Origin of the sequence: Neolewinella antarctica (assembly GCF_011927835.1) — a bacterium.
Lineage (GTDB): Bacteria > Bacteroidota > Bacteroidia > Chitinophagales > Saprospiraceae > Neolewinella > Neolewinella antarctica.
The window spans coordinates 1,241,570-1,255,450 of sequence record NZ_JAATJH010000001.1; the positions used below are offsets into that span (position 1 = coordinate 1,241,570).

General features: G+C 55.4%; 11 protein-coding genes and 1 tRNA gene. 4 read left to right on the plus strand and 8 right to left on the minus strand.

Annotated elements, in window-relative coordinates:
- Nucleotides 1-18 precede the first annotated feature (18 nt).
- Complete coding sequence (locus tag GGR27_RS05045; RefSeq protein ID WP_168036281.1) at nucleotides 19-1,509, plus strand: glycosyltransferase family protein; 1,491 nt, start codon at nucleotides 19-21, stop codon at nucleotides 1,507-1,509.
- A gap of 37 nt (nucleotides 1,510-1,546) precedes the next feature.
- Here GGR27_RS05045 and GGR27_RS05050 read toward each other — a convergent pair whose 3' ends face one another.
- The 4 genes from GGR27_RS05050 to GGR27_RS05065 all read right to left on the minus strand — a co-directional run bounded on the left by GGR27_RS05050 (nucleotide 1,547) and on the right by GGR27_RS05065 (nucleotide 8,247).
- On the minus strand, nucleotides 1,547-3,421 hold the full coding sequence (locus tag GGR27_RS05050; protein ID WP_168036282.1) for a gliding motility-associated C-terminal domain-containing protein: 1,875 nt from the start codon (nucleotides 3,419-3,421) through the stop codon (nucleotides 1,547-1,549).
- Nucleotides 3,422-3,666: 245 nt separating this feature from the next.
- Nucleotides 3,667-4,869, minus strand: coding sequence for a type IX secretion system outer membrane channel protein PorV (gene porV / locus GGR27_RS05055; protein ID WP_168036283.1), 1,203 nt, complete (start codon nucleotides 4,867-4,869; stop codon nucleotides 3,667-3,669).
- Nucleotides 4,870-5,194: 325 nt separating this feature from the next.
- Nucleotides 5,195-6,454 (minus strand): arginine deiminase family protein, encoded by a 1,260-nt coding sequence (locus GGR27_RS05060; RefSeq protein WP_168036284.1) that lies wholly within the window; start codon nucleotides 6,452-6,454, stop codon nucleotides 5,195-5,197.
- 206 nt (nucleotides 6,455-6,660) lie between these two features.
- Nucleotides 6,661-8,247, minus strand: coding sequence for a peptide chain release factor 3 (locus tag GGR27_RS05065; RefSeq protein ID WP_168036285.1), 1,587 nt, complete (start codon nucleotides 8,245-8,247; stop codon nucleotides 6,661-6,663).
- A gap of 234 nt (nucleotides 8,248-8,481) precedes the next feature.
- Here GGR27_RS05065 and GGR27_RS05070 point away from each other — a divergent pair.
- Nucleotides 8,482-8,554 (plus strand) — tRNA-Thr (locus GGR27_RS05070).
- 120 nt (nucleotides 8,555-8,674) lie between these two features.
- Here GGR27_RS05070 and GGR27_RS05075 read toward each other — a convergent pair.
- The 3 genes from GGR27_RS05075 to GGR27_RS05085 form a co-directional block, all read right to left on the minus strand.
- Complete coding sequence (locus GGR27_RS05075) at nucleotides 8,675-9,016, minus strand: hypothetical protein (RefSeq protein ID WP_168036286.1); 342 nt, start codon at nucleotides 9,014-9,016, stop codon at nucleotides 8,675-8,677.
- Between the two features lie 104 nt (nucleotides 9,017-9,120).
- Nucleotides 9,121-10,290, minus strand: a complete 1,170-nt coding sequence (locus GGR27_RS05080; RefSeq protein ID WP_168036287.1) for a baeRF7 domain-containing protein — start codon at nucleotides 10,288-10,290, stop codon at nucleotides 9,121-9,123.
- Nucleotides 10,291-10,571: 281 nt separating this feature from the next.
- Nucleotides 10,572-10,811, minus strand: coding sequence for a hypothetical protein (locus GGR27_RS05085; protein WP_168036288.1), 240 nt, complete (start codon nucleotides 10,809-10,811; stop codon nucleotides 10,572-10,574).
- A 589-nt stretch (nucleotides 10,812-11,400) separates the two neighbouring features.
- On the opposite strand from GGR27_RS05085, the gene GGR27_RS05090 reads away from it, so the two are divergent.
- Both GGR27_RS05090 and GGR27_RS05095 read left to right on the plus strand, forming a co-directional pair.
- Nucleotides 11,401-11,997: a M48 family metalloprotease gene (locus GGR27_RS05090; RefSeq protein ID WP_168036289.1), complete on the plus strand. Its 597-nt coding sequence runs from the start codon at nucleotides 11,401-11,403 to the stop codon at nucleotides 11,995-11,997.
- A gap of 147 nt (nucleotides 11,998-12,144) precedes the next feature.
- Complete coding sequence (locus GGR27_RS05095) at nucleotides 12,145-12,636, plus strand: PepSY domain-containing protein (RefSeq protein WP_168036290.1); 492 nt, start codon at nucleotides 12,145-12,147, stop codon at nucleotides 12,634-12,636.
- Nucleotides 12,637-12,888: 252 nt separating this feature from the next.
- On the opposite strand, the gene GGR27_RS05100 is transcribed toward GGR27_RS05095, so the two are convergent.
- Nucleotides 12,889-13,755, minus strand: coding sequence for a WD40 repeat domain-containing protein (locus GGR27_RS05100; protein ID WP_168036291.1), 867 nt, complete (start codon nucleotides 13,753-13,755; stop codon nucleotides 12,889-12,891).
- Nucleotides 13,756-13,881: the final 126 nt, after the last annotated feature.

A 13,881-nucleotide genomic window follows, 5' to 3' on the forward strand; every position in this document is an offset into this window, starting at 1 on the left:
CAACTAATCATTCCGTACGTGCCGAAGAAAAAGAAACCCCGCAAACCCGCCCCCACTCCCGAACCCACGGCAGTCGCGGGTAATTCTTCCCGTTTCCAGTTCTTCCTGTGGATCTGTTCCTTCTTTTTCTTTGCGGCCCTGTTCATCCGGCTCGACGTGATTACCCCCTGGCCGGGTGCGGAGAGCCTCGCCCTCGACCACGCACTGAGCAACCTACGGGGGGATAGTCCGCTCTCATTCCTATACTACCAACTTTTCGGCTGGGGACAAAGCATCGACGAGAGCACCCAGGCAATTTGGTTGTTTCCCCGCATCATCAGTGCCGTTTGCACGTTGCTCACGGGCTTTTTTGCCTACCGGTACGGTAGCCGCCTGTTCGGTAAGTCCGGGATGGCACTCGGATTACTTTGCGCCGGCGCATCCATCTTTTTACCGTTCTTCGGAAAGGTCGCTACGTCCGACGCACTGGGACTGTTGGGGCAATCTGGGTTTCTGTTCACGACATTTTTAGCCGGTGCGGACCGCGAACGGAACTACCTGCTTTCCGCCGGCATCTTTCTCTTCCTGGCGGGGCTTGCCGCTCCAATCTCCACTATCGTTTTTGGTTTGGCGACTATTTTCGCGGCGCGGACCATTCTGGGCGGTGGCAAACAGTGGCTCAATCTGGTCTACCTCCTGGCCCTACCCCTGGCGGTGCTCTTGCTACAGGGCAACCAGGGGGAGCGCTCTTACTGGTTCTGGGGCAGCCAACCCCTGGCTTATCTAAAATTTCTTGGTTACAGCTTGGTCGGCTTTTTACCGGTTGCGGGTTGGATGCTAGCTGGGTTGCGAGACGTGTTGTACAAAGCAAGACGCGGCGAACAAGCGGGGCAACTTTTTGCGGCATCTCTGGTGATCGCCTTCGTGACGCAGTCACTCGTTTTCCCACTCATCATCGCCCTGCTGGCCGGAAAACAGATGCAACTGTATTTCGAGGTTAAGCAGTATCCCTGGCGCGACTGGGTGCGGGGCGGGGCCGTCGTTCACGTGGTGCTGGCCTTTCTGGGGGCGTTCGTCGTGCTGCTCTTCTCCGGCATTTCTTTTCCGGGGGAGGGCTTCCGGGCCGCGCTCGGTATGGGCGCGGCGTACTGGATCTTTTCGCTCTTCGGCGTGATCGGCCTGTACGGTGAAAAACGTGATTTTGCCATCGGGGGAACCTTGCTTTCGGGTTTGCTGGGCGTGCTTTTCTTCTGGGTGCAGGTTTACCCTTACTTCGAGGCGGAACGAAACTGGGCGGACCGGCTGGCCAACAAGATGGAAGTCAAGCTGCCAACCTACGTGCCCGACACGGAAGCCACGTCGGTGGCACGACCAGCCTTTCGCCGGGCGGGGATTCCACTGGTAACCGACAGTACGGCGGCGGATTTCCACTTGCGCAGTTGGGAAGCGGGCGACTCCACACGGCAGGCCGACCTGGAAATTGAGGGCCGGGTCATTTTGCGCCGCAAGGTTTTCGGCCTGGGTCGCTGACGCTAGGTCTAACGTTATTACGATCGGCGGAAAGCCGTCAGGGGAGTAAGTTTAGCGACCCGGTAAACCGTTTGATGACGCCGTCAGGGTACAGGACTTCGGCAACGTAGGAATACACGCCCACCGGCGCGGCTTGCCCGCCAACCGATCCGTCCCAGCCGTTGCCGAGGTCATTGACGGTTAAGTTAATTCCGTCAAAAACTTGGCTACCCCACCGGTCGAACACGCGAAGAGAAGCGACGGAACTAACCCTCGTTTCGTCGGAGAGCACCGTAAACACGTCGTTGAAGCCATCGCCGTTGGGGCTAAAGGAAGTCGGAATATAGACGTCCCGGATCTTCAAAACAGTGATTAAGGTACTGTCCCGGGCCACGCAATTTTGTGGGGAGAGGGCGCCAAGGCGTAGAAGCAGGGTTTCGGTGGGGCGCAGGGTAAGTGAGGCGCAGCTCGGTTCGCAGTCCACCGCGGCGGGGTCGTAAGTATAGGTAGCGATGTCATAATTCGATTGCACGCTTACCCGGACTTCCTGGCCAAGGTTAATGGTTTGATTCGGACCAATATCTACTTGGAACGGAACGGGAGTTGCCAATTCCACGGCACCCGCGGCCGCGCACCCGTAGCGATCGCTGACCACGTAATCGTACACCCCGCCGGCTAGGTCGATAAAGGCGCGTTGGCCCGAAAGGGTGTCGAGATCAAAACGCACGGGATCGGCGGCACCGGCTACGGTCAGGAGCACAACGGCACCATCCTTGACGTCGAAACACGAGGGGTCGGTGAGCTCAAACTCCGGCACCAACCCAGGGTCGGGAACGACCGTTAGCCCGAGCGTAACGATACTGTCGCAGCCGAGTGATGAGATTAGTGAATCCTCGTAGATACCACTTAAGTTGTAGCTATTAGCCCCCGTCACGTAGGTGAGCCCGGCGCAGATTGTATCCAGCACATTAATGCTGTTCGGTTGGATGGATACCGTTTTCGTGTTAGAAAATACTTGACACTTGCTGTTGAGCAAATTTGCCGGCGTAGCGGCCAGTAGGTATCGGTAGTAGTAAAAACCACTGGTTACGGTAGACGTCACGTAAACCGGATCAACCGCCCCGGGGATCGCCCGCCAATCGTCTACCCCATCCGGGCTGATTTGCCACTGCAGGGCGGGGTCGGGGTACTGGTTGCCGATGATCTCCGCTTCCAGTACGGGAGATGCCCCTCCTTCGCAGGCTTCCAGTAATTGGGCCAAACCCAAAATGCGTGCCTCCGGGCCACAGGCGCGAAAGGTAATGTTGTCGAGGGCCAGGTCGTTACCAATTCCCCCGGGTGCGCTATTTGTCAGGGTAAGCAGAACGTCCGTCTGGCCCGGCGCGGTCGTAAAACTGAATCCGTAAGTATTCCACCGGCTATCCTCGGCGATGGGGCCGGTGCTAAACCGGTCCACTCCGTCGATTGCGAACGCCACGTTCGGTAATAAGTGTGCGCTCCCCGGCCCCACGACGTTGCGCACGTCGGCGGCGAACTCGTACGTGGTATTATCGCACAGGCCAGCTATACTTTGCTCGTAGAACTTCCCCTTTTCAAAGTTGGCGTTAACGATCATCATGTAGCCGTTTGGATCGGAGCTGTTGTCCCCGAAAGCCTCCCAGGTTCTAAACCGACTGTTCCAGGCTACTCCGCCGGTGTTGTTGGTGATCGTGTAAAAACCATCATTGGGTGGTGGGTTGGTCACGTAGGTGTACCCGGGCGCAATGTCCGGATTTATCGCCAGGACGTTATCCACTCCCGAGCCAAAGTCTCCGTCCAGAAAAATGTTCTCACCGAGGTTCCCCGCGCACTGCCCCCTAAGCTCGGCCCCCGTCCCGACCAAGCCAGAACCCGAAAATAGCATTAAGTAGATGACGGTGATAAAGTGTTGCATGCGTGGTTACCGGGGCTAGGAAAAGATTAAATTAAGACGAACCTGGGGAAGAGAGGTAGTTAAAGCAAAAATGGACGGCTCGGACACAAAAAGAAAGGCACATCACGAGTGACGTACCTTTCCTGAACTAAACCCCAGTTATAAAAAATTCTTGATCGCGCACCGTGCAAGGTCGCTTTCTTCTGTAATATTAAGGCACCCGACAAGACTATCCAATTGGGTGACGGACTTTAACGTTTGGGGGACTACCGACTCGCCTGCGCTCCGAAGTCGAAAATCAGGCTAAACCGCAGCGTATTATCCAGTGGATTACGCTGGTTGCTGGTCGGCACGAGGTAGCTAAAGTTGAGGCCAAAGATGTTGTACTTCAGGCCCACTCCGGCGGTTAGGTACTTGCGGCCGCCCTTCGTGTTGTGTTCGCTGAAGTAGCCGGCGCGCAGCGCGAACTGCTGGTCGTACCAGTACTCAGCCCCCACACTGTAGGTGAACTCACGGAACTCTTCGCCAAAACCCTCGGGTGCGTCGGCGAGTGACGAGAAGAGCGAAGAAACGGGCGACTGATCGTTCAGTTCGCGGTTCTCGACGTCGCACTCCTCCCCGGCAATGCTACAGGGCGTCGGCACGAGAAGTTTGTTCGTTTCGCCCGTGATGGTGATTTCGTTGTACTCGTCCAGGCGGAAAGTATAGGAAGCACCCACGGCGAGGTTGGCGGGGAGAAAATCGCGGATGGTATCGTTTGAGTAAGATATTTTGTTGCCAACGTTCGTGATGGCGGCACCGATCTGCAGCGCGTTGCCGTTGCTGGTCCGGTCGTTACGGTAGGTAAAGCCCAGGTCGGCAGCGAAAGCCTGTCCGGCCTCCAGAGTAACGCCGTCGACTTGCTGACCGGCGGCGAGGTTGGAGTTCACGTACTTGGCGGTCAGGCTGGCGGAGAACCGTTCGGAAAGCTTGCGCGTGTACGCCACGGCGAGCTCAAATTCGTTGGGCTTACCCGTACCGAGAGGCATGGAGTTGGCGTCGGTGAATTCGATGTCACCCAGGCTGAAGTAGCGTAAGGAAGCGCCGATCGCCTGGAATTCATCGAGCTTTTTGTAGCCGCCCAGGTAAGCCAGGTAAACGTCGTTAAGACCAAGCGCCTGCAGCCAGGGAGTGTAGGTCGCGCTGAGGGCAACGTCTTCCGCCGCAAAAGCCAGACGGGATGCATTATAGTGCATGGAGTTAGCGTCGGCGGAAAGCGCCACGCCGGCGTCACCCATGGCGCCACCCCGCGCGTCGGGGTTGATCCGCAGGAAGGGGACGGCCGTCACAACGGTATTAACACAGGGGCCACCATTCGTTGACACGGGCTTTCCGCTGCCATCGTCGGTACAAAACTGCGCGGAAAGCGTCGTAAGAGAAAAAAGGCATAGCGCCAGGGTGCTCAGAGAGCCGAGTAAGATTCTTTGCATTGGGGTTAAATACTACAGCCAGCCGGAAGGCCAGGCGTTGAGTGAGTGCTGATAAGTTTGCTAGAAAGCGTAAGACCGGTAGCCGGAAGTTTACGTTAAGAACTTTTTAACGGTTACCCTGCGAACCTTATTTCAGGGGCTTTAGCGAATGCGGGGCAAAAGTACGGCGTTTGGGGGGAAGGAGGTTTTTAGGCGATGGGCGGGTAGGCGGTAGGCGGTAGAATCTGGGATTGGTCTTGGTACGGAGACCTTTAAGGCTTTCCCGCAGGCACTGAATTAACTGACCTACCGCCTAATCTTCCTACCGCCTAACTTTTCTACCAGCCTACTCTCCCCGCTCCACCGGGCAAGTCATACAGTGGCTCCCCCCCCGCCCCCGGCTTAATTCACCGCTCGGTAAGGTGATGATCGTCCGGCTGATCGTCTCCGGGTTCAAGCCTTCGTTTTCAATGCGTTCGATCAGGCGCAGCGCGCCGGTGATGGTGTAGCCGGCGGACTGGAGCGTCTGCGCTGTGATGGGGTTGCGGTCGTAGGTCAGGGCGATACCCGGCCGGATGGCGACCAGATTGCAGCCGTCCGTCCACTGTTCCCTTTCCTGAAACGGGCTCTCCCCCCCACCGGCGGGAATAAAGCGGGCTACGGGGTCTATTTCCGCGAGGATACAATCTTTGAGGCTCGTGTAGGAACTCTTCGATCCGTCCGCCCGCCAGACTTCCACGCCCGCCAGGCGGCCACCGTTGCAAATGATGGGCTCGTAACAGACGTAGTCGTGGACGTCGATCTGGGTGAAGATCGTATCCAAATGCATAAAGCTTCTTTCGGCCGGGACGCTAACGCGGACGACGTTCTTCACCACGCCCCGTCTGAACAGTTCCGCCGCTAGCACCTCCAGCGAGTATTTGCTCGACCGTTCACTCTCTCCGATCAGCAGCGTATCGGCGTTGAGAATCATTACGTCACCGCCCTCGATCGCGACCTTCTGGCCGTCCTTTCCGGGGGGGAAAGCTTCTACGTCGTTGAGGTTAATCACCCGGTTTTCTCGCCAGAGCCCCTCGAAGTCCGGGTGGGCGAGAATCACCAAACGGGTCAGGAAGTTTTCCCGGCTACGCGCCGCCTTCGCGGCTTTCGTGATCAGTAAGTGATCGTTGATCGTTACGGCGATATCGCGGGTAAAGATGAAATTAGGGATGGGATCGAAGAGCCGCCGCCCCTCCGCCTCGTCGTAGCCGGTGATCAGCACGTCGGTAAGCTCGCGGGGAGAAAGGCTCATGAGGTGATCCACGTAGCGCGCGGGGAGTTCCTCAAAGTTGACGATCAATTCCAGCGCCTTGCGCGTCGCGGTGGGGTTAGCGGCGGCGGCTTCCGCGATGAGGTCGGCAATTTCGAGCACGCCCTCCTCACCGATGAAGTTGCGGAGCACCCGCGTAAAGATGTCGTGCTCCCGCTGCATTTGGGGCAGGTACACGATGTCGTCGAAAAGAAGTTCTTCGGCGCGGCGGGGGGTGATGGTGGCGGTGCCGGCGTCGGGTCGGTGGACGATTACGCGTTTCAGGTTGGCTATTTCGGCGGTTACGTTTACTGACATTAGTTTCTGTAGGGTTTACCTCCGGCCCCGACTGAGTCGGGGGAGGATGAACTAGGAAAGGATGGGAAGAAAAAAGAAGTATAGTAGAGAGCACTGGACACTACTTTTAAAAAGAAGACTTCTAGAAAAGTGTGTCCTTCTTTCATCTTCTTCTCTTCAACTTCCTCCCCCGACTCATTCGGGGCCGGAGGAAGTTTGAGGATTCGTTACAACTCGGAGGTAGCATGAAACTGGATCTTCGGATGATTATCCTTAGCCATCTGCAAGGTCCAGGCGGAGTCAGCAAGATAAACCAATCGCTCTTCTTTATCCAAAGCGAGGTGTTGCCGCCGTCTCTCTTTAAACTCGTCGAGCGCCGCATCGTCGTCGCAAGTCACCCAAAGGGCTTTGTGTAGGTTCATGGGTTCGTACAGCACCGTCGCGCCGTACTCGTGTTCCAGTCGGTACTGGATGACGTCGAACTGGAGCGCGCCGACGCAGCCGATAATCTGGGCGTTATCGACGCCACGGGTGAATAGCTGGGCAACGCCCTCGTCCATCAATTGGTCGATGCCCTTGGCCAGTTGCTTCGACTTGAGCGGGTCCCCGTTGTACACCCGGCGGAACTGCTCGGGGCTGAAACTCGGGATGCCCTTGAAGTGCAGCTCCTCCCCTTCCGTCAGCGTGTCGCCGATCTTGAAGTTGCCGGAGTCGTAAAGACCCACCACGTCACCGGCGAAGGCTTCGTCAATCACTTCTTTCCGCTCGGCCATGAAGCTGGTTGGGTTAGCGAATTTCATCTTCCGTTGCTGGCGGACGTGCAGGTAATTCGTGTTCCGCTCGAAGGTACCGGAGCAGATGCGCAAGAAGGCAATCCGGTCGCGGTGCCGGGGGTCCATGTTGGCGTGGATCTTGAAGACGAAGCCGGAAAAAGTTTCCTCGTTCGGTAACACCTGGCGCTCCTCCGCCGGGCGCGGACGCGGCTCCGGGGCGATTTGCACGAAACAGTCCAGTAACTCCTTGACGCCGAAGTTATTTACGGCGGAACCGAAAAAGACGGGGCTGACTTCCTGCTTCAGGTATTCCTCACGGTCAAACACCGGGTAAACTTCGTTGATCATCTCGACCTCTTCGCGCAGTTCTTCGGCGGCAGCCGTACCAACGAGTTGCTCCAGCTCGGGGTCCTCCAAATCATTGAACTCGATGGTTTCTTCCGGCCGGCCCTGCTTGTTGTCCGGGCGGAAAAGGACTAATCGTTTCTCGAAGACATTGTAGACGCCCTGAAAGCGGTCACCCATACCGATCGGCCAACTCAGTGGCGTACAGCGCAAGAGTAGTTTTTGCTCGACTTCATCCAGCAGGTCGAAAGATTCCTTACCCGGCCGGTCCATTTTATTGATGAACACGATTACCGGCGTCTTCCGCATCCGGCACACCTCGACGAGCTTCTCCGTCTGCTCCTCAACGCCCTTCGCCACGTCGATCACCACAATCACGGAGTCTACCGCCGTTAACGTTCGGTAAGTATCCTCGGCAAAATCCTTGTGCCCCGGCGTGTCGAGGATATTGATCTTCTTTTCCGCATAGTCAAAAGCCATGACGGACGTCGCTACGGAAATACCCCGCTGCCGTTCGATCTCCATAAAATCCGAGGTCGTAGATTTCTTGATCTTGTTGCTCTTCACGGCCCCGGCAACCTGGATGGCACCGCCAAAAAGGAGCAGCTTCTCGGTCAGGGTCGTCTTGCCGGCGTCCGGGTGGGCGACAATGCCGAAGGTGCGGCGGCGGGCGATCTCTTTGGTTTGGTTGGTCATTCGGGGGGCGAAGGTAAGGAAGGGTTGGAGGCGGTAGGCAGTAGGCGGTAGGGAATTAGGCTTAATAATTTCGCTTCGCTATTTTGGGCACCACTTCGTCTATTTAAATCGTGAGGAACTACCACCTACCAGCCTATCAGCCTACCGCCTCATTTTTCCGAAGCGAGAAAACAAAAAAAGTTACTAAAAACTATTTCACAACCCCCTCCTATCCCTATCTTCGCGCTCCCAAACGCCGCCCTAGCTCAGCTGGTAGAGCAATTCATTCGTAATGAATAGGTCATCGGTTCAAGTCCGATGGGTGGCTCTTCGCTAATTTACAGCACGTAAAAGCCCTTCCACCGTCAAACGGAGAAGGGCTTTTTGATTTTCGCGGCGAGCCCGTGAAATACTTCGCAAAGGGCACGAATCGATTGATGACAAAATATCAGTTGTTCTCCGTTGCGTTCGGGTTGCCTTTTTTGACGGGGCTGGTGGAGAAGATTTCGGGCGTCTGCAAGTACCTAATGGTGTCGAGTTTCTCGCTATTATCGGTGGCGATTTGGTCGGGCACTTTGTTCTTGCCGTCGTAATCGGCCGTGCCGGTGGTTAGCGAACTCTTGGTGGACTGGTCTTCGTAGGTTGAAGTCTCGCCACCACTCTTGGCGTTCACGCCGTCGGTGCTCTTCTCGGTCACGGTCGTGGTCTCGGTGCTGTCATTATCGGTGGATGCATCGCAGGATACAAAAGTTCCGAAGCTCAGCAGCAGGGCAAAAAAAGTGTATTTCATCTGTTTTCAATTTATGCGTTCACGTCATCAATCAGGGCGCGGTCGCGGGGATGCAAAGTTAATTTTGGTGGAGCAGAGTGGTACGTATGACCTTGCTACCTCCATCACCCCAAATTAGTAATGACGGCAGGGATACCGTACCGGTAGATTGCGCAGACCTGCCCACCGTCCTTGGGTAAAGATTCGGCGTCGGTGATGTAAACCCTGGCACCACTCTTGCGGGCACTGACGATGGCGAGATTGTACAGTTCCGTAGCGCCGGGTGCCCGGTCGTCCGTCAATTCTACCCCATTGGTCGCTGCTTCGTAGTGACCGTACTGCACGGAACCTTCCACTACCCACAATACGGCAATCCGGCCGTTGATCGCGGCGGGTACAATGTTCATCAGGTTAGAACCGGCTTCCCCCTTGGCTAGGTTCAGGCCGTATAGTTCGTGATCCCGCTCTTTCTGCTGGGTGAAAAATCCACCCAGGGCATCAGCTGCTTTCTTATGTAGATCGGTAGTCGCTTCCTGATCCACGTTGCCACTTACGTAGCGGTCTTCGATGAGGTGGGTGTACTGGTTCGCTTCCCGGTAGATGGGAATGAGCTCGGTTACGCCAGCGAGTAAAAGGGGGCGGGTTTCGTTTTTGAGCAAAGTAGCGACGCCGCCGTCGACAATGTCGAAGTATTCTTTTACGTAGGCATTTTCGGTGTCTTTACCCGCACCGTGACCGGAAACAGTTCCCGGCCGGTCGCTACGGCCTGACCGCTGCAACTGTCGGTTGGGGTCATCCAGTAACAGAGCTGCCTCCATGTCTACGGGAATGATGCCAGTTGTCTCGATGGCGTCCAGTTGGCCGTCCCGGGCAAGAAATAATTTACAACCGCCCCGACTGAGGGTGAGCAGAAAGAATTCATCTCCCGCCCCGTTGAGTTCCTTTACTAGGGGAGCGAGCATGAACGCCGTCCCGATTTTCACACTTTCGGCTACTTCACTCCTCAGGGTGATGGTCTCAAAAACGTCCTTACCGATAAATACCGCGAGTCCGTTACTGGAATCTTCGGAAAAGTCAAAATCCTCCACCAAATTAGTTCCTTTGGTGAGGTACTCCGTGGCTTCCAGATTCGTCATGCCCCGGCTCTCCAGGTCATTCGTTGCTTTCTGGATGGCGTTTTTAAGCCGGATGCGATCTTTCTCTTCACTGCCTACGGGAGAAGTCGGCACGTATATGGAGATAAGCGAATCGCCGTTGGTTGTTGCTAGGGTATCGAATTGCTGTTGGGTTAACATAGAATAGTATTTGCTAATGAATTCACTCAAAAGGTGACCCGGTGCGGGTCGAAATATCTTCCGCACCGGACTAAAAAAGTAAACCTCCGCACGAGATAATCGTGGGAGGTTTAAAACGAAATATCTAACGTTACTACCGCGAAAAACGCCATTAGGTTCGCTTTAGCTTTAGCTTACGGTAGCTAACACGGTGATTACGCACGGCCGTCCACCCAGTTTCTTTGCACCCGCGGCCTCGCCCTCTTTACAATAAAGAAAAAACGGAGCCGGGGCAAAAATTGCTACTTAGGATTTCCCGCCCGCGTCTCGCCGGAGCCACCTTTCTTAATTAAAAAGAAAATAGCCAACAGCATAATTATGCCGAGGACGACCCAGATGGTCGATCCGATTCCCTGTTCACCCTTAGTGACCGTCTCGTTGACTTGGAACGGGCTTTCCTGATCCGCCTGAGCGAATAATTCGGCCGTGCCGAGGATCAGGGTGCTGAGTAATAAATAAAACGTTCTTTTGGCCGCGACCATGGTGTTTAATTTTGGTTGTTTATTATGAATAGCAGGGCCGCCCCGATACAATGTGCGCGGCCGCCGTGCTATTTAACAAGTAGTCATGTCGTGGTGTTCTTAATTAGGCCCTACTGAACAGGCTGGGCAGCAGACAAACGGCGAGAAAATTCAAGCATGGAGGTCGAAAATAATCTCCCCCCTCCCGGTCATAACTGCGGGAAATACGGAAAAGTCGGGGACGCCAGCGATAAGGGCCGCCAGCAGAAAGATGATGGCGAAAGGTGAGGAGTAATTTTAATTTACTGATTACAAATCCTTTACGCCAGCAGCTTACGGCATGATTAGTTGAGCTTTACTAACTGACCTTACGCAATCGGACTATGCCACACAAACACAAAAACACACAAGAGTAAGTAAACGGTGCTTCGGCGTAGCCGTACACCGATTTTTGTGCTTTTGTGTTTATGTGTTTATGTGGCGAAATAATCTGCGTAACATCAGTTACTAAAGTTGATCATTGCGTACAGGCGCAAACGTGTGAGCACGGGGTTCCCAATAAATACGGTACGCCGCCCAACCTCCACGGACGACTTACGTTGCCAGCAACATGGCAGCAACGAAACACACTTGTCTTTACCAGAACGTGCAGAGTCAGCAATTGAGGGATTGGTTCCTCGAAGTCCTCGAAACCTACCCGGAACTGACGGACCGCAGAATATTTTTGCGCAAGATCAACATGAAAAGATCGACCATGCGCGCGCAGCCCGTGGCGAACGGACGTTTCTTCCGGCGGGCGACGCGGGACTACCGCATTGATTTTAGTAGCCACCTCGACGTGACGGAGCACGTCAAAATCCAGCAGCTGCCCAAGGAAGTGGTGGTTGGTTGGTTCGCACACGAACTGGGCCACGTCGTCGATTACCTCCACCGCCCTTCGTTGGGGATGATCAGTTTCGGCCTCGGCTACGCGCTGTGGTCCCGCTACATGCGCGCCGCCGAACGACGGGCCGACCAGATCGCCGTCAACCACGGTTTCGGCAGCGAAATTATCGCCACGAAGAACTACCTCATGTCCCACAGCACGCTCCCGGAGCACTATAAAAAACGCCTGGAAAAATACTACCTCTCGGCGGATGAGATCGAAGGATTAATCCTGGCCTGGAACGAGGACCGGGAGATGCCGGAGATCGTGGAAGTGGAGTAGGGAGGGGATTAGGCGGTAGGAAGATTAGGCGGTAGGCTAGTAGGCGGTAGGCTAGTAGGCGGTAGGCCTGTACTACCGCCTACCGCCTATAAGACTACCACCTAAAAGCCTACCGCCTATATTTGCCCCCGCAAATATCCTCCCCCTATGACGATGCGCATTTTACACCGTTACCTCGGTTTTTTTCTGGCCGGAATCATGGCCGTTTATTCCCTGAGCGGGATGGTGCTTGTTTACCGGAAGACTGATTTCCTCAAGCAGGAAAAGCGTACCGAAGTACAGTTAGCGGCTAGTTTGACGGCGGAGGAGGTAGGAAAGGAGCTCAAAATCAAGGAGGTGGAGATCGACCGCCGGGCGGGTGAAACTATCTACTTCAAGGGTGGTGAGTACAACGTGGCGACCGGCGAGGCCGTCACGATTAAGAAACAGCTCCCCTACGTGCTGGGTAAGATGACTAAGCTCCACAAGGCGACGACGAACGACCCGCTCTACTGGCTAAATTTATTTTTCGGGGCCTCACTGTTCTTCTTCGTCGTTTCCAGTTTCTGGATGTTTCGGCCGGAAACGGAGGTGTTTCGCAAGGGAATCTACTGGACGATTGGTGGAATCGTGCTAACGCTCGTCTTGTTGTTCGTTTGATTTGGCGCTGGCGCGGGTGCAGGGTAGTTCGCGTTGCGGCCGATATTGGTTTGGCGTACTTGCAGCCCTTACACCGGTACTTAAGATCTGACTTTACGCAACCGGATTATGCTACATAAACACGCAAGAATAAGTAAACGGTGCTTCGGCGTAGCCGTACACCGATTTTTGTGCTTTTGTGTTTTGCTTCGCAGTACTTCGTGCTATGTGGCGAAATAATCTGCGTAACATCAGTTAAGATCTACGGAACCGCTAACCAACTCGCCATTCCAGTATTCTACGGTCGTCCCCGGCCGTTATCAGCGTGTGGTCGTCTAACCACAGGAGGGTGTTGACTGAATTCACGTGCCCCCGATCCCGCACGACTTCGGCAACTTTGAGCAGATCGAACGAACGGTCATCCGCCCGCCACAGCTTTACGGTTTTGTCGCGGCTCGCGGTAGTGAGGTACTTCCCATCGGGGCTGAAGGCTAGGGCGTTTACGGTAGAATTATGCGCGTCGATGGTTACTAACCCAGGGTAATCAGTTACCCCCGCCCCCCCAAACCTTAGCTGCGCATCACGGCCCCCACTCACGTAAACTGATCGCCCGGGGAGCGTGGCGACGGTAAAGGTAGACGGCTGATTAGCCTCCGCGGAACTCATTATTTCCATCGTGCTTCCGTCGACGCGGTACACCTTACCGTCGCTAGCCCCCACCAGGAGGGTGTCGCCCCCTTGGTCGGCAAGTGCGATACAGCGCAACGAATTAGGGCTGAGCTGTACGCTTTCTACCGTGCGCTGCGTCGTAATGTCCCATTTGGTCAGTGCGCCATCCCCGCCAGCCGTGAAGAGTTCGTTACCGACCCGCAGCGTGGCGTAGACCGGGCGGACGTGGTGCGCCACGTGCTTATTCCTGGTGGGTTCCTCGGGGTAGAGCCAGTGTACGCCGCCATCCAGCGCCCCGGCCACCAAACCACCGTCGGGCAAGGTTTCGAGGCAAAAGAATTTGCCCCTTTCCACCTTAGCGACCACCCTGCCGAAGTCGACGTCTTCCCGGTGCCAGTGCACGATGAAGCCGTCCGCGCCGGCGGAGTAAAGCCCGTCCGGGGCCGGGCGCAGGGCGTAGATGGCGGCCATGTGACCATTTCTTTCGCTAATCCTTTTTAACATACGCTCCTACGAACAAGGCAATTTCTCCTCGGGTTAACAATGTACACACTTAGATAAATGGGTGACCAAAGGTAACTAGTCCACCTTCTAATC